General features: G+C 40.0%; 19 protein-coding genes. 17 read left to right on the forward strand and 2 right to left on the reverse strand.

Annotated features, from left to right (window positions below; genetic code table 11):
• Positions 1-23 precede the first annotated feature (23 nt).
• From QTN47_RS21570 to QTN47_RS21645, 16 genes are all read left to right on the forward strand, one after another.
• A complete protein-coding gene (locus QTN47_RS21570) occupies positions 24-410 on the forward strand; it encodes a VOC family protein (RefSeq protein WP_369331502.1) in 387 nt (128 codons plus the stop codon).
• A gap of 326 nt (positions 411-736) precedes the next feature.
• Positions 737-2,053, forward strand: coding sequence for an IS4 family transposase (locus tag QTN47_RS21575; protein ID WP_369331521.1), 1,317 nt, complete (start codon positions 737-739; stop codon positions 2,051-2,053).
• 594 nt (positions 2,054-2,647) lie between these two features.
• The gene (locus QTN47_RS21580; protein ID WP_369331503.1) at positions 2,648-3,241 is read left to right on the forward strand and encodes a dihydrofolate reductase family protein; all 594 of its coding nucleotides are present in this window, start codon (positions 2,648-2,650) and stop codon (positions 3,239-3,241) included.
• Positions 3,242-3,403: 162 nt separating this feature from the next.
• A complete protein-coding gene (locus tag QTN47_RS21585; RefSeq protein WP_369331504.1) occupies positions 3,404-3,940 on the forward strand; it encodes a hypothetical protein in 537 nt (178 codons plus the stop codon).
• Positions 3,941-3,960: 20 nt separating this feature from the next.
• Positions 3,961-4,266, forward strand: a complete 306-nt coding sequence (locus QTN47_RS21590) for a hypothetical protein (RefSeq protein WP_369331505.1) — start codon at positions 3,961-3,963, stop codon at positions 4,264-4,266.
• A 401-nt stretch (positions 4,267-4,667) separates the two neighbouring features.
• Positions 4,668-5,459: an NADPH-dependent F420 reductase gene (locus tag QTN47_RS21595; protein WP_369331522.1), complete on the forward strand. Its 792-nt coding sequence runs from the start codon at positions 4,668-4,670 to the stop codon at positions 5,457-5,459.
• 185 nt (positions 5,460-5,644) lie between these two features.
• Positions 5,645-6,040, forward strand: coding sequence for a c-type cytochrome (locus QTN47_RS21600; protein ID WP_369331506.1), 396 nt, complete (start codon positions 5,645-5,647; stop codon positions 6,038-6,040).
• Positions 6,041-6,093: 53 nt separating this feature from the next.
• Entirely contained in the window at positions 6,094-6,459 is a 366-nt protein-coding gene (locus tag QTN47_RS21605; RefSeq protein WP_369331507.1) for a cupin domain-containing protein, read from the forward strand.
• A 55-nt stretch (positions 6,460-6,514) separates the two neighbouring features.
• Positions 6,515-7,024: a hypothetical protein gene (locus tag QTN47_RS21610; RefSeq protein WP_369331508.1), complete on the forward strand. Its 510-nt coding sequence runs from the start codon at positions 6,515-6,517 to the stop codon at positions 7,022-7,024.
• A 164-nt stretch (positions 7,025-7,188) separates the two neighbouring features.
• Positions 7,189-7,713, forward strand: coding sequence for a hypothetical protein (locus QTN47_RS21615; RefSeq protein WP_369331509.1), 525 nt, complete (start codon positions 7,189-7,191; stop codon positions 7,711-7,713).
• A complete protein-coding gene (locus tag QTN47_RS21620; protein ID WP_369331510.1) occupies positions 7,650-8,468 on the forward strand; it encodes a hypothetical protein in 819 nt (272 codons plus the stop codon). Before QTN47_RS21615 ends, QTN47_RS21620 begins: the two co-directional genes overlap by 64 nt.
• Positions 8,469-8,651: 183 nt before the next feature.
• Positions 8,652-9,095 (forward strand): hypothetical protein, encoded by a 444-nt coding sequence (locus QTN47_RS21625; protein WP_369331511.1) that lies wholly within the window; start codon positions 8,652-8,654, stop codon positions 9,093-9,095.
• Between the two features lie 564 nt (positions 9,096-9,659).
• The gene (locus QTN47_RS21630) at positions 9,660-10,016 is read left to right on the forward strand and encodes a hypothetical protein (protein WP_369331512.1); all 357 of its coding nucleotides are present in this window, start codon (positions 9,660-9,662) and stop codon (positions 10,014-10,016) included.
• Positions 10,017-10,074: 58 nt separating this feature from the next.
• A complete protein-coding gene (locus tag QTN47_RS21635; protein WP_369331513.1) occupies positions 10,075-10,932 on the forward strand; it encodes a DUF6438 domain-containing protein in 858 nt (285 codons plus the stop codon).
• A gap of 35 nt (positions 10,933-10,967) precedes the next feature.
• Complete coding sequence (locus QTN47_RS21640; RefSeq protein ID WP_369331514.1) at positions 10,968-11,384, forward strand: VOC family protein; 417 nt, start codon at positions 10,968-10,970, stop codon at positions 11,382-11,384.
• A 374-nt stretch (positions 11,385-11,758) separates the two neighbouring features.
• Positions 11,759-12,115 carry a bleomycin resistance protein gene (locus QTN47_RS21645; protein WP_369331515.1) on the forward strand — a complete coding sequence of 119 codons (357 nt, stop codon included), beginning with the start codon at positions 11,759-11,761 and terminating at the stop codon, positions 12,113-12,115.
• A gap of 235 nt (positions 12,116-12,350) precedes the next feature.
• On the opposite strand, the gene infC is transcribed toward QTN47_RS21645, so the two are convergent.
• Both infC and thrS read right to left on the reverse strand, forming a co-directional pair.
• Positions 12,351-12,935 (reverse strand): translation initiation factor IF-3, encoded by a 585-nt coding sequence (gene infC, locus QTN47_RS21650; RefSeq protein WP_369331516.1) that lies wholly within the window; start codon positions 12,933-12,935, stop codon positions 12,351-12,353.
• Between the two features lie 57 nt (positions 12,936-12,992).
• Positions 12,993-14,927, reverse strand: coding sequence for a threonine--tRNA ligase (gene thrS / locus QTN47_RS21655; protein ID WP_369331517.1), 1,935 nt, complete (start codon positions 14,925-14,927; stop codon positions 12,993-12,995).
• 497 nt (positions 14,928-15,424) lie between these two features.
• Here thrS and QTN47_RS21660 point away from each other — a divergent pair, with 497 nt between their 5' ends.
• Complete coding sequence (locus QTN47_RS21660) at positions 15,425-16,501, forward strand: hypothetical protein (RefSeq protein WP_369331518.1); 1,077 nt, start codon at positions 15,425-15,427, stop codon at positions 16,499-16,501.
• Positions 16,502-17,011: the final 510 nt, after the last annotated feature.

Below are 17,011 nucleotides of genomic sequence, written 5' to 3' on the forward strand. Positions count from 1 at the left end.
AACAACAACTTAAATTAACAGTTATGAATCCCAAAAAGATCTGGTCAAATTTAGCTGTAAGCGATCTAGAGCGAACAACTAAATTTTATACTGAACTAGGGTTTAAGCCTAACGGTAGAAATAATGAATTGACAAGCTTTTTTGTTGGCGAAGACGATTTTATAATACACTTTTTTTTAAAGGAAGTGCTTAAATCAAATGTTGGTGGAGAATTCGTTGATCCGGAAAAGGGCAATGAAATCATTTTTACACTTTCTGCGGAAACTAAAGAAGAGGTGGACAACTGGGCCAAAGAGGTTGAGCGTGCCGGAGGAAAAATTATTTCCCAACCTGAAGAATTTGGAAAAGGATACTACGGTTTTATTTTCGCGGACCCGGACGGACATAAGTTCAATGTATTTTACATGTAGCAGCTTCAGGCGGATGGCGATGCAAGAACGCATAAAAAGCGTATTGTGCAATTGAGGCCGGACGTTGAAACGTCTTCAGCTTACACCATTATACAGCGAACGAATATCATTACAAATCCTGTTAAAGGCCTGGAACGAAATGATGAAAATTCATTATTGTCCGACTAAAAACGGGAATATTTAAACCCCAACGGGCATAGCCGTCAGGTTAAGGTTTATTGTATTGATAATCAGTACAAAGGAATAAGAAACTTGCGGCGGTAAAAAGCAGATTAATTCAAAACATTCTAACAGGAGAAGAACAAACAATAGGAGAAGTATTTGACATTAGCCATTTGATGTCAGTCGCCAAGCAAACAGGGTTTGTGAAGCGAATGCCCAGGAAGATAAATCCAAGGCAATACATAGACATGCTCTTATTTAGTGATTTTAATAATGCAGAGGTAAGCCTAAACGACCATAGCATTAAATTGAATCTTGAGCACAAGATATCTATAAGAAAACAAAGTCTCAATGAAAGGTTCAATACAAATTCAGTAGAGTTCATAAAGACACTGCTGAGCGAGCAGATAAAGATGCAAATGAACGAAACAATAGATGTAGATATACTTAAGCTCTTTACAAGTGTAAAAATTAAGGATTCCACACGTTTTCAATTACCTCCTAATTTAAAAGAAGACTATCCCGGATGTGGTGGCGGAGCTTCAGAGGCGGGCATGCATATACAGTTTGAATTTGATGTAAAAAGTGGCCAGGTGAGTGAAGTAAAGGTAGGCGACGCATTACAGCAAGATGTAACCAATGGGCAACAAACAATAGAACAGATACAGGGAGGTTCGTTAATAATAAGAGATCTCGGGTATTTTTCAACAGCGGTACTCCAGGCAATAGAAGAAAAAGACGCTCATTATATAAGTCGGTTACAACCGAAAGTAAAGATGTTTGAATTGAAAGGCACAGAGTATCATGAGCTGGATTTAAAAAAGGAATATCGGAAAATGAAGCGCTGTAAAATACCAAGGCAGGAGAAAATGGTATATATAGGCGGAAAGACAAAACTATTTACCCGGATAGTGATCGAATTGTTGCCGGAAGCGGTTGTGGAAAACAGGATCCGCAAAGCTAGCAGGGAAACAACAAAGAAAGGTCGTCAATTAAGCAAGGAATATATAATGTATGCCTCTTTCAATCTGTTTATAACAAATGTATCGGAACAAATATTAAATACGCAGCAGGTGCACTTGTTATATCAATTACGCTGGCAAATAGAATTGCGTTTCAAATGCTGGAAGAGCTTGTGCGAAATACAAAAGATAAAGAAAATGAAGAAGGACAGATTTGAAACATATCTATATGCCCGCTTATTGTATATACTGATAAATTGGAAAATAGCAGTATCCCTAAATAACCTGTGGTTCAAAGAAAATGGAAGATTGTTAAGTATCTATAAGTGTTTTAAAGCAATCATGTTATCGGCAGGCAAGCTAAGAGAAGCATTGTTTAATATGAAAAAATATCTTCATAACTACCTGCAATCACTTTATGACCTGTGCAGGAATAACCTTGTACTGGAGAAACGGAAAAATCATCTTTCATTTGAAGAAATATTGTTGCTAATACCTGAAACAAGCGAAGTATTATGATAACTTTGAGTCCAGAAAATATTAAAAGAAGCCGGATGCATCTAATACAAATAAAAAAACATCCGGCAACTAAAAAAAGAGATATAAAGATGAATAAAAAAATTGAGCCATACCTCAACTGGTATGGTATTTTATTTACACCAATAATGTCTTAACCTGACGGCTATGCCCCAACGGGGTGACATTCTATTATGTCACCCCGTCGGGGTTTAAAGGCATTGTTTTGGCCTTTGCTATAGTAATTCCATCCCTTCGGGATTAGCTTGACGGATGTTCATCAGAAACTATGATCCAATAAGGACTGCAACTCAACTTGATGAGATTTTGTCGGACAATAATGATGAAAATTCGTGTTTAATAAAAAAACAGCACAACATGAGTATTGCTGCAAGCAATACGCCGAATGTTATTCTTATGCTGTGCCTTCAAACTTACTCGTCTACACAGGGATCATCATTGCTTTTCGCATCCGGCTCTAAGATTGTCGCGTTTACACCGTGATAACACAATTTTTGTTGTCGAGATTTGTATCTTAATGGAACGGATTTTTGAACAAGTTTTTTAAAGCATACATTATGAAAGGAGAAAAATAATATGAGAAGATTTATTGTTCTTTCGTTTATAACACTGGATGGTGTTATGCAAGCGCCGGGAGGACCTGAAGAAGATACCTCAGACGGCTTCGAATACGGCGGTTGGACTGCTCCTTATGGCGATGAAGTCTATGGTAAGGTCATGGAAAGACTTATGAAGCCCGCAGATGTTCTTTTAGGCAGAAAGACATTTGACATTTGGGAGAACTACTGGCCCAAGCATGAAAGTGGATGGCCGGGAATTAATGATGTTACGAAATACGTTCTGTCTACAACCAGGAAGCAGTCCGAGTGGAAAAACTCGGTTTTCCTCAATAGCCTGGCGGATATTGAGAAGCTCAAAAATTCAAATGGTTCTGACATTCAGATTTGGGGCAGCAGTAAGCTCATTCAGTTACTATTGAAGAATGACCTTGCAGACGAACTCTGGCTCAAAATTCACCCATTGACGCTTGGGAAAGGAAAAAAATTGTTCCAGGATGGTACCATTCCTGCAGCGTTTACTTTGGTAGAAGGTATAGTTACACCAAGCGGTGTTATGATTGGCAACTACAAACGGGCTGGTGAAGTTAAGACCGGGACCGTAGGGGCTTAAGGAAAAATGCAATGAGAATAAATAGATCACTCCAACTTCGACAGAAAAAATGCTTTTTAAAGATTTTGTTTAACAAACGTCAGAAAAAGGCGGTGACATTTATGCCACCGCTACATCCACAACTCAAAACAGCAACTATACACGTTGGTACACCGTAAAATTATGCTCAGATCATATCTTTTCAATTTTGCTTTTCTGTTTCTCATTGGTTGTAATAATTCAAGTGCAGATAGTACAAACGCAGCGAATCACAATGACTCTTCTAAGATATCAAAAGGCAACACAGGTGATATTGTAAAGGAAGTGGCAAACAGTTCCAATAAGCCAGACAGCACAGACAATACAAGTTCTAACGCAGTGGCCTTTGACGAAGCGTATATTCAGAAAGCGATAGTTTCAAAAATTGATAGTTCTATTTGGTTAACCGCGAACATGAAGCTTGATCACAGAATATTTGGCTATGAAAAGCCGGATACAACATCAAGAAAAATGATTTTGATTTCCATTTTTACCAATGATGTGGAAGGCAATCCTTTTAAGTGTCCTTTCGGTTCTTATTACCAAACCAGCAATATGACTGACATGGAAATTAAGTATGTTTCCACGGAAGGCATATTTATTAAAGCAAGCGTTTTCAAAAAAAATGAGTTTCAGGGAGCAGTTTATATGGACAAAAAATTTATTGAGTTTGAAGAATAAGTCCAATTCAAAGACATCAAATGATTACAGACAAAATTTTAGAAATAGGTATTGATAACAGTGGCCGCCTTTTCATAAAACCCTGGAAAGAGCATTTTACGCTCATCTATAGAACCGCCACGGAAGTTCACTGGGATAATAACGATCTTTTTCTGTATTCACCCAAGCCCAGGGAATGGACATATTTTGACTGGTTTAAACATATTACAGGTGTAGCTGAAACGGAGTGCAATTGCAAACTTTTGTTGAACGATCAAACCATATGGACAAACATTGCAGATGAACTAAAACAACAAATAATTGACTATCAAAAATCTTCAACCTAATATCATATAAGTAAAGTGTCGACATCGCCAACGTCTCTTTGCAAACAACTGAAAATCAGGATTTCAAATTATCATCGGTCTCCAGCGGAGCCTCCTGTAATGCCTGACCGGTAGCTCCTAACGGAGCTTAGGCGATCGATGTGTTCTTTCTACAAACAGGATGCTCATATGGAGCAGTGCCAGGGTAGCATCTTAACTAAATGACATTAGCCCAAAGCTGACCGAAGCAATTTTTTTTAAACCATTTAAGAAATATAAGAGCAATAAGAATTTTGCTCAGGATAATAATAACACTTAAACGACAATACATTTACTTAGCCAGATCGAACCTTCACCATTGACCATTGACTATTCACTAGTTGTAAAAATTTTTATTAACTTAACCCCATCTGACCAACCAGATCCTCAAAAATTACCACAAAACCAATTCAACAATGAAAATCGGAGTCATTGGTGCCGGACAGATTGGTGGAACCTTGATACGACAGTATACAAAGGCTGGCCACAGTGTAAAAATGACTAACTCCACCGGAACCGAAAAGCTGAAAAATCTGGCAATGGAAACAGGAGCTTCGGCAGTTACACTGCCGGATGTGGTTACTGATGTTGACGTAATTGTTATATCCATCCCGCTGATCGCTATTCCAACGTTATCGAAAGAACTGTTCAATAATATTTCAGCAGGCACTGCTATAATTGACACTGGCAACTACTACCCTATCAGGGACGGCCGCATTGAAGATATCGAGAATGGAATGCCCGAAAGTGTTTGGGTATCCAATCAAATTCAACAACCTGTAATTAAAGCTTACAACAATATTCTTGCTGGTTCTCTCGCCTGCTCTGGTCGTGCCAAAGGCGATCCTGCGCGTTTAGCGCTTCCTGTTTCGGGAGACAGCAAACAATCTAAAGACTTGGTAGCTACGCTTATTAATGACAGCGGCTTCGATCCTTTTGATTGTGGATCGCTTCAAGACTCATGGAGACAGCAGCCGGGAAGTCCTGTTTATTGCACCGACCTGACTTTACCGCAACTCGAAAAGTCCATAACAAAGGCCAAAAGGGAATTATTGCCTGAAAGACGGGAACTCGGATTAACTTTCATTATGAAGCACGATCCTGCCAAATGGATGGATTGGTGGAAAGATTTCGCTGAACACAACAGGGTGATCTATGAAAGTGAATTAACTTAGTTGTTCATGCAGGCATGAAAGACCATTATCCGGACCTTCAGTGAAATGCATTTCAAATATTCAGTAGTCAAAGTAACCAGTGGCATGCCAGGTGACCTCAGCTTATTGAGGCATCATTCACAGAAAACAACGAACCACCAACAATGAGGAACAGAACCTGTGTCTTTAATATTAAAAATCCAATTTTGACCGGCTGCTTATTATTTGCCGCATGCTATTTACCCGGATGTAATAATGAGCCCAAGCAGAACAATACCAGGAAACCTGTTGATTATATAAAGGCCATCCCCGGCATAAGCGACAGCATACCCGTCAAAATTGCTCAAAAAGGCGAAGTGCTTATCAGCTATTTGGACTGCTATATATGTCACAAAAAAGACGAAAGATCCGTTGGCCCGGCTTTTACTGACGTAGCAAAAAGATACCCTGCAAATAAAGTTTTTATTGAAATGCTTGCCCAAAAGGTAATCGTCGGAGGAAGCGGAGGCTGGGGTTCTGCTGTAATGGACGCACATCCCAAACTTTCTTTTGAAGATGCAAAAACGATGGTTAGCTATGTGCTGTCTCTAAAAAACAATTAGCGGCAGGCACGCTTTGAATGTAAACTGCAAACTGACTAAAAAATATATAGTGTATGCAAATAACTGGTTCTTCAAAAGATTGGGCATGGCCGGATGATCTTGATGCTTTAATTGCAGCGCCACAGTATCACAAACTCTTATTTGAAAATGATTTTGTACGCGTGTTAGACACCTGCATTCGACCAGGGGAAACAACTCCAATTCATACGCATAGATACCCTGCTTCTTTATATGTTTTAAGCTGGTCTGATTTTTTGAGATTTGACGACATGGGAAATGTGATTTTCGATTCAAGAACGCTTACCCAAACTCCTGAATCCGGATCGGCTCGTTGGACTGAATCGTTTGCTCCGCATGCTTTACAAAACATAGGGGTCCAGGATCTCCATATTATTAGTGTAGAACAAAAGAATCTTTAAATTATAAGCCTGCAATTAACAGAAGCCTTATAAAAGTTGGGACGCTTTATATTTGATGAACAACTCAAAAACTATATACATTCGTGCATTGGGACTATCCATTTTACTTTTCGTATCAGGGCATTTTCTGTTCTTAAGAACATTTATGTTTTTTGAGCCGCAAATTGATGGAATTACTTTTCAAATTATAGAACACAAATCAACAATAACCACCTCTACGGCTTTTTCATTATTACTTTTTTCTATTCCTATTTTTATATTACTGACATGGCAAATTGCGCGAATTAATTCATTTAACAAAAGAGTAGCCTCGGTCTTATTGATGCTGACATTTATTGTTTTGGCTATTTTCGCAAGACACCAACAAGTAAAAACTTATTTTACAACTGTGGTGAAACCAGCTTTACTTACCCATGGAAAGGCAAGCATCATATATCCAATCGACCCGATAAATTTTATCTATTATATGCTAGCCGGATTGATAACAGGTTGTTTGCTTGCTTTTGTCTTTTTCAAGCAAAGAAAGACAGGATTCAACCTTAGCAAGGAAGCAGGCCGGCAATAAATCTTTATCATCTTTTATTCAAATCATCATTATCCTATTCAGGATTTGTATGTATTTTCATTGCGAGTCTTCATTAAGCATTTGCAACATTGACTGATATTGCACCATTGTCACGCTGGCACAAATGCCGTACCGTTGGAACTCACTAATAACCAAAATTAACTATGGCAAAAACACTGGCTGAGGGTCTAAAATCTGCATCAGTAGATTGGACTACCTTACACACGAAATATAATCCGTTACTCAATCTCGTACGGGAACTGATAGGAATTATTCCCAACTGCGACCCCATCCTGGAAATATGGCAACCCGGCTTCCGAACATATAATTTACTTGTGCCGAACATGTTTAACCTGCCCAATACGCTTTTTGGCAGCAAGTCATTCAAGGCATCAATGGGCCTGGCCATGTATGCATCCAGCAAAGCCGCGTGCGCTTACTGTACAGCGCATACCTGTTCCTTTGCACTACGCAGGGGAGCCCGCGCTGAAGCCATAGCAGGTTTGAGAACGGCAAAAGAGCAGGCCGTGGTAACACTGGCTGAAAAGTTAGCTCAGATACCTTCCTCCTTAACAATAGCTGATGTTGAAGCAGTACGGCAATATTTTTCTCCGTCAGAAACTGAATGGTTGGTGTATTCCATAAGCATGATGGGTTTCTTAAACAAGTTCATGAATGCAATGGGATAGAGCTGGAACAGGAAGCCATAAATGATACAGCTAATCTATTATCCGGAACAGGCTGGAAACCCGGACTGCATGCAGCAAACGGTTATGCCGTAACTAATGCCAGCCTTCCTCCAAAGGATAACCTGTTTACTTATCTGCGGGTGGTCAGGCATGCGCCGGGCGCTGTGCGCTGGGAGAAAAAGTGGACCCGGAATGTTCCTTCAGATTACGCTGCAGCTGGTGAATACCTCAAACAACATACAGGTTATTCATTTCCCATTCTTAAACCGGTAAAAGAAAAGAGAGTAATACGCACATTAACCGTTACGCTGCGTGATAATTTAGATAAGGAGGCAACCGTAACCAGACTGAAAATGAAAATGTACGCCGGGCATATTTTTAGCGCCCTGGTACGAAACGAGATCCTTTCCGCAGAAATCAGAAGTTTATCTGCCTATTGGACTCCGGAGCTGAATGATGAAAAGTTTACGCTGCTGGATAAAATCGCTCAAATGGAAATTCCGGCTGATATTGCCGCTTGTAAAACTGCAATTCAGTCGCTTCAGCAACAGCTTTCACTGACTGAGAAAGAGGCCGCCACGCTCCTTTTGGCCGTAGCAGCATCACATAGTCCCGCACAAATTAACGATGCTGTTATCGAATTAACATTGGCGCATATGGAACCTGCGGCCGTAATAGAAATTATTGTATGGTTGTCTGTACTTCAGCTGCTGCACAGACTGAGCTGTTATTATAGTTTGATGAAAGCGTATTAGCAATATGAAAGGATACCTTTCTGTATAAATGCAATGCTGAATCAGGAATGTTAACATGATGACTCAATCGCGATGCACATTGAATAACTTGACAGTTGTTAGCTACTTTACATAAATAGATGTTGCAATATTGTTCTCTTTTTATTAATTTGTATAGAGGCAAAAGCCTGAATTTAATTCGTCATGGCACTATCTGACTGGATACCGATCGTTGCGACAATTAAACATGCGTTGGCTGATCCTAAAGGGAGAAATGTTGCAGACTATACCTGTACTATGGACAAGACTGCATGTGGAACTGAATTTGAAGCGGTTACAATAAAAAAATGCCAGGATAATATCAAGATGCAAATGCTGCAATACATCGCTGATTTTTGTGGCGGAGGCATTGTTGATCAATATGCCGGTGGAGTTGTAAGTCTTACGTTGGCTGCGATTGTAGGTCTTATCTTGAAAAAGTTGATTGCGAAAAATGCGGCACAGGCCGCTATTAGTACTGCGGGTGGAGTAACCATAGTATTAGCAGTTGATGGCTTTGCAGATCTGGCCATCACCATTAGAAAAATTAATCAAATAAAAGACGCGGCTGAAAAAGCCATGCAAACCTGTTGTTCCTGCCCCAAATAATTTAAGACCAAGCAAAAAAAATGCGCTAGAAGCTAAGTTTCTACTGGGCATAATTAAGCACATTTTTAGCCTTTGTCAGCCTTGCTTTTCGACAACCCAAAGACCGGTGCATAGGCGGCCTGTAACCTCTATGGGTCATAATAAACAGTACCAGCGCCAACACAGTTCCAGTGTATTAATCAAGTCACTTTATAGTTACAGATGGGAAAAGATTTCTGTAATAAAAATTTCAAGTATGAATTTGGATGCAGCATTGCGTGTAGTGTGCATTTCCTTTGTGATTTACTTTTGGCTGATGTGTTCAGAATTGATGGGAAACGAGTGGGACATGTTTGAAATAGATTAGCAATAATTTTTAATTGTCAGAAACGCAACGCAAACAAGTTCGTTTGGCAAAATAATTTACATTTGTTGACAACCTTTAAACTTATGGGGCTTTTACTACTACTGATTTATTTTTCATTGACCCTTCCATTGTTTTCACAAAAATCTTATGACTCCACTAAATTAAATACATGTGCCAGAAACACTATCTCCCGGATAGTTAACGACCCAAGACATACTATGGACCAATCCGAATTGTATAATGATTTTAAGCTTTTGCAAAAGCAGGTTAGTACAGCGGAATTAGAGGAAATGGTCAATCACCCGAACGCTCTTATAAGGGTAACAGCATTTAATTTCTTATTGGATTCAGGATATCCCAAATTTGTGGACATTCTTGAAGAACACATTCACGATACGGCTGAAGTATCCCTTCAATCGGGATGCATAATAACAACGCTACCTGTCATCCAGGCAATGCTCTTTAACATTTCAACGAACAACGCGTGGATTGGCGCGTTCGAATTTACTAAGGCTGATATGGATCGTGTAGCTCGAATATCTGACCGTGCATTCGGTCGTAAACAAGAACCTTAGCTTTTATTTTTAAAGATCTTAGAGCACTGGTTTAACCTTTATAAATTACATCTTACTCATGCTTACTATTGTTTTTCATTTGCAAGCGCAAGCCAGCTGGCGCCATTCCATAAAATTATTTGGCACAGCTATCACTATACTATTTTGCACGAGCGCTTTCGCGCAACTCAACAAGCCAGTCGGAACATGGATAAACGATGACATGGAGGCGATATTTATAGATAGTGTTAGGGACGAAAACTATCTTACAAATGCTGATTTCCGGGAAGAACCTTTTAAGCTTGTTATCATAAAAGATACGCTAAGTTTTCAGCAACGATACACGTCATCTAAAACGAATTTCAAAGTTAAGTATGTGGATAGGTATGATTTTAAAGTTGATCAACAGTCTGACTCAATCCTTGTGCTAAGGCCCGTTTCGGAACCATCAAAGAACTTCTTTTTGGGGAAGGAAGTGCTTACATTTAAGAAGCAGGAAACAACCGTTGACAAAAGCATTCAATTTCAAAAACTTGTATTTCACACAACAACCTGTCATGGCACGTGTAATGCCTATCATATGGAATTAAACAATTCCAGGCATTTTAAACTGTATGCCGAGACAGTTTACGATCAAGATTCTTTTAGAACAGATAGCTTAGATCAAGGTTATTTTACGGGAAAAGTTACAGATACACTCTACCATAAATTAATTGCAGCTTTACAAACATCTAACCTTAAAACGCTAAGAATGAAAAATGAATTTTGTTGTGACGCACCAATTATTACGATGATTATTTATTTTAACGGTCAACGGAAATATTTCAAATCTATGTCACCACCAATAGTGGCAAATAATCTAATTAATACACTTTACGAAATTTGCAAACAAAACAGAGGCACAAAAACAAATAAGAAATTTATGTTTGAAGAATAGCCTGGCATTCACATCACCTGCTAAATCAACAAATCATGAAATCCATCAAAGACGTTCGTGACGAATCAGGTATTCGAATCGAAGGTATCCAACCCATTCTTTCTGTCAAAGACATGAGCGCAAGCCGGTCATTCTACAAAGGTATTCTTGGTTTCGAAGAGGCAGAATGGGGAACAGATGATTTTACAAGTATGAATCGCGAAAATGCGGGAATCTATCTATGCAAGGGAGCACAAGGCAATCCGGGAACCTGGATTTGGATTGGCTTTGATGGAGATATCTCCACGTTTTATGAAACACTTAAGTCCAAAGGAGTAACAATCAGAATGAAGCCTACCAATTTCTCCTGGGCAATGGAAATGCATGTAGAAGATCCGGATGGACATGTTCTTCGATTTGGAACTGACCCGAATAATGATATGCCATTTGTGGATGGAGCGCCGGGTGCGTAAGTTTAGCGGCAATTTTTTTAGTTAATGTTCCCCGCCAATAACAGATCTATGGATTACGTTATTAGCAGATCGTAATTTGTTTTGCAAGATTTGAATATATTCTCTGTGAAGCTCAGTATTTTCTCTGTGGGTCTCCGTGTGACCATATTTTCTGTTTCACAGAGGAAAAGCCGAAGTAAACACGGCGCTTCACAGAGGCTGGCAAATTGAATCTGTCGTCTCATTTTTGATGGTGTACTCCTTATACATCCGGCGCGGGCGATACGATCTGATAAATGGTATTACCCTTTGGCTTAAGCATAATAACAGGGATTTGTTACCCGGATTAAATTGAATAATTTCAAATCCCAAATTTCAAATCTCAAATCAATACCATGCTTACAGACATCAATCCCAAACTGCCAATGCGTGACAAGGCTGCGACAAGAGATTTTTATGTAAACAAGCTCGAGTTCCGTGAATTTGGGAGCGCAGATTATGATGGCTATTTAATGGTCGAGAAAGACAATATCCAGCTCCACTTCTTTGAGTTTAAAGAACTCGATCCGAAAGAGAATTATGGACAGGTTTACATCCGCACAGATCAAATTGATCAGTTATATCAGAGGATGCTTGACAAGCAATTAAGCATCCATCCAAACGGGCATTTGCAAACAAAGCCATGGGGCCAAAGAGAATTTTCGATGCTTGATCCGGATAATAATTTGTTGACTTTTGGACAAGCGATTTAATTGACAGTTGAAAATTGACAATTGAAAATGAGGAGGAAAGTCAAGGCCACGTTTTGAAAATAAAAATACAGTTACACGGAGATCCACGGAGAAGACACTGAGCTTCACAGAGATCTGAAGTAACAGGCCTGCAACACAACACGCAGCCTGTTGCCATTTTCACGATTCACCATTCACTATTGACGCAAAAAAGGCCGACTCACCGTCGACCTTTTTCTATTAAGATAGAATAATCTTACTTAGCTGTTGCTGCTTTTTTCGAGCCCTTAGGCGCAAACATAACCAGCATTCTCTTGCCTTCCATTTTAGGTAATCCTTCCAACACACCTACGTCAGCCAGGCGCTCAGCAAATTTCAATAATAAAAGCTGGCCCCTGTCCTGGAACATGATCGCACGTCCTTTAAACTGAACATATGCTTTCACTTTGTTGCCGTCTTTCAAAAACTTCTCAGCGTGCTTGGCTTTGAAATCAAAGTCATGATCATCAGTGCCCGGCGTAAAGCGGATCTCTTTAACCTCGCTTTGCTTGGCATTGGCTTTCATTTCTTTTTCCTTACGTTTTTTCTCGTATAGGAATTTTTTATAATCGATCACTTTACAAACCGGAGGATCTGCATTTGGAGAAATTTCCACCAGATCCATCTCCTGGTCCTGTGCTATACGTAATGCTTCCTGTGTAGGATAAATACCAACTGTTACATTCTCCCCTACCAATCGCACCTGCGGTACACGTATTTTCTCATTTATGCGATGTTCTGGTTCGGGTTGTCTGTTAAACCTGGGGTTAAAACGCCCACCTGTTCTGTTTGGTAATGCCATTAATTGTTTTTTGGTTAATTGATTTTTTATTTAGGCTTATAAAGATAAAAAAATGTTTTATTCAGCCTTCCTGTTTGTTATTTCGTCTGTTAAATTATTTATGAACTCATCCACCAGCTGGGTTCCGGCATCGCCCTTACCTTGTCTGCGGATAGAAACCTTCCCTTCGTTTACCTCCTTCTCGCCTATCACCAACATATAAGGAACCTTGCTCAGTTCTGCTTCGCGGATCTTCTTCCCGATCTTTTCATTGCGCTCGTCTATTTCCACTCTCACCTTTGCTTTACGAAGTTTCTGTGCTACTTCAGTGGCATAAGGTGCAAATTTATCACTTATTGGCAGAATTTTTACCTGTAAAGGAGCCAACCATGCAGGGAATTTACCAGCATAGTGTTCCAACAAGAAACCAATAAAGCGTTCGTGTGTTCCTAAAGGAGCTCTGTGAATGATCAGAGGAACGTCAGACTGATTGTCTTTAGTAGTGTATTCGAGATTGAATCTGCGGCCCTGGGCGAAATCCACCTGGTTGGTTGCCAATGTAAATTCACGTCCGATAGCACTCCAGATCTGTACGTCGATCTTCGGACCATAGAAAGCACCTTCACCTGAAACTTCTACGAACGGCGTACCTGTTTCTTTCAGCACGCTTCTCACCATTTCTTCTGTCTCTATCCAAAGCTCAGGCTCGTTGATGTATTTCTGACCTAATTTTTCGGGATCGTGCAAAGACAAACGCATCACATATTTGTCAATACCGAAGATCTTGAAATATTTCAGATACATATCATTCACAGCCTTAAACTCCTGTGCAAATTGTTCTTTGCTGCAATAGATGTGGGCATCGTTCATGTGCAGACAACGCACACGCATTAAGCCGAATAACTCACCGCTCTGCTCGTAACGGTAGCAGGTACCATATTCAGCCAAACGCAGCGGAAGATCTTTATAGCTCTTCGGCTCTGCGGAGAAGATTTTATGGTGGTGCGGGCAGTTCATTGCTTTCAGGTAATATTTTGTTCCGTCCAACTCCATTGGCGGATACATACTATCCTGGTAATAAGGCAGGTGACCACTGGTTAAATACAGGTTCTCTTTTGCGATATGAGGTGTTACAACACGCTTGTAGCCAGCATCTTCCTCAGTTTCCTTGGCCAGTTTTTCCAACTCTTCAATAATGATAGTACCGTTAGGCATCCACAAAGGCAAACCCGGACCGATATCATCATCCATAGTGAAAATTCCTAATTCCTTACCCAATTTGCGGTGATCCCTTTTCTTCGCTTCCTCCAGCATGGTGAGGTATTCGTCCAGCTCTTTCTGGTTAGGGAAAGTAACACCGTATATACGGGTCAGTTGTTTATTCTTTTCATCACCTTTCCAGTAGGCACCAGCAATATTGGTCAGTTTGATGGCCTTGATAAAGCCAGTGTTCGGAATATGTGGTCCACGGCACAGATCGGTAAAATTGCCCTGTGTATAGAAAGTGATCTTACCGTCTTCAAGATTCTGTAATAAATCAAGTTTATACTCGTCGCCTTTTTCTGCAAAGTATGATACAGCTTCAGATTTCGGGATTTCCTTACGAATGTAAATGTTGCCCTGCTTAGCCAGTTCATTCATCTTCTTTTCCAGCGCAACCAGATCTTCTTCAGAGATCTTTCTGTCGCCCAGGTCCATATCGTAATAAAAACCCTTGTCAATAGCCGGTCCAACCCAGAATTTCACTCCGGGGAAAATGCTCTCAACCGCCTCAGCCATCAGGTGAGCAGAAGAGTGCCAGAAAGTGCTTTTTCCATCCGTATCATCCCACGTCAACAGTTTCAGGTTAGCATCCGTCGTTATAGGACGGGTAGCGTCCCACACTTCGTTGTTAACACTGGCGGCCAATACCTTCCTGGCAAGGCCCTCACTTATTGATTTGGCGATGTCTAACGCAGTAACGCCCGGTTCATATTGCCTTACTGCTCCGTCTGGAAATGTAATGTTAATCATAAAATCTTTCCCTGGCTTTCTATTTGGGTTGCAAAAGTAACGAAAAGCTGTCAGCTTTCAGCGATGAGCTACCAGCTTTCAGCAATTAGCTTAGAGCAGACACAAGTTGCAGGGTTTCAAGCCTTAGTTTTAAGGTTTAAGGCATGAGGTGAGCGGTTTTAACGAACATTTTATGAAATTTCCGGGTTGCAAATTCAGGCCGGTCGCTAACGGCGATTTTTTTAAAAAATAAGCCTGCGGCGCCTCAAAGCGGCTAATTTAAACCATATAAGACATATAAGGACATATAAGGTTTTGTAATCAGTTTGCATTCATCGCGTTTATTGCGATGGTTCAATGAAGCAGCCCTCTTACTATCTTACTCTCTTACTCTCTTACTATCTTTCTTACGGTCTTACATGTCTTACGGTCTTACGATCTTACGGTCCTCCGGTCTTCCAAAAACCTTAACGTTTTTTCTATTTCCAAAAAGAATTTACAAGAACTACTTTTGTAACATGATGAAGCTGCTGATTTCGTTTGCCCTAATTATTTTGACGGGATTCTCTGTTACGGCTCAGGATATAACCGGTATTTGGCGCGGATATTTTATGTCGGGAACGGGTTTCTACAGGCAGCGATATAAATATGAAATTCAAATTGAACAGCTACCAAATAGTGCGCTGAACGGCGTTACATACTCCTACCGTACAACCGTTTTTTACGGCAAAGCTGCCATGCGCGGCATTTACATGAGCAAGGCACAGAACGTGATCTTACAGGAGACAAAAATGCTGGATGTCAAGATTGCGGATCAGTCTATCCCCTGCATTATGACCTGTTATCTCGATTATTCAAAAAATGGTGACCAGGAAGTTTTGGAAGGCAATTTCACCAGCGTAAATGTGAACAATAAAGCGGATTGTGGCGCTGGGACCGTTTATCTTGAAAAAGTCCCTGAATCTGATTTTCAGAAAGAGGATTTTCTTGTAAAAAGAGAAAAAAGCAAACAGCCGCCAAAAGCTAAACTACAGTCAAAACCTGCGGCTCCAAAAACAACTCCGCAAGCTCCGCCTGTTGTAAGGAGCAAACCTAAAACTCAGCCAAAACCGGAGACGACAATACCGCCGGCCACGCGCAAAACAGATTCAACTGATGTTGTAGTAAAAACGCCTCCATCCGAGGTTCCTAAGAACATACCGCAGCCAAAGCAGCTACCAATACCTGATGTAATAAAGGAGCGTGAAAATGCGCTGGTAAAAACCATTACCACAACATCTCCCGACATAAAGATTCAGTTATATGACAATGGTGAAATTGATGACGACACCATAACAGTTTATCATAACAATGAAATTATCGCATTTAAGAAGCGTTTGTCATATGAACCGATTACATTGAATATAAAAGCGTCCTTAGATGACTCAATGCATGAGTTTATTATGGTTGCAGATAACCTTGGAAGAATTCCACCGAATACGGCTTTAATGGTAATAACCACCGGCGGAAAAAGATATGAACTGTTCATAACTTCTACTGAACAGAAAAACGCGAAAGTGATTATTAAGTATAAGATTGAGGGAAAGGATATTTAAGCTTAGAGCTTAGGACTAATTGACAATGATTGAGGCGGAAGTAATTTAACCACAGATGCCACTGAGTTGTTTTCACAGATAGCCACAGACGATATCCCATAATGGTCTATATTTTAAAAAGCCCCTTTAACTCTGTGAAAAAAACTCCTTTAACTCTGTGGTTTAGATCATTTAAAAAAATTCTGTGTTTCAGCGTCTCTGTGGACCTCCGTGTCTTCTCTTGCCTTTCACTCTGTGTAACCATAATTTATCAATGACAGACAGAGGCCTAAAGATCAGTTAGAAATACAATAGCCACTGAAGCACTGAAAAATGAGATTGGTTTAGTTTCAGTGCTTCTGTGCCTCCTATGTTTGCCATATACAAAAAACAGGATTTTCAAAGTTGTTTAATATACCAATAGATTTGATACCCAAAAGTGAAAAAGGGTGAGAGTAAATTGTGCCTAAGTAGCTAAAGCATACTGTCACTGAGATATTACCTCACTCTTTTTTACCCTTTAGAGTTTGA

This window comes from Danxiaibacter flavus (assembly GCF_041060425.1).
Lineage (GTDB): Bacteria > Bacteroidota > Bacteroidia > Chitinophagales > Chitinophagaceae > Danxiaibacter > Danxiaibacter flavus.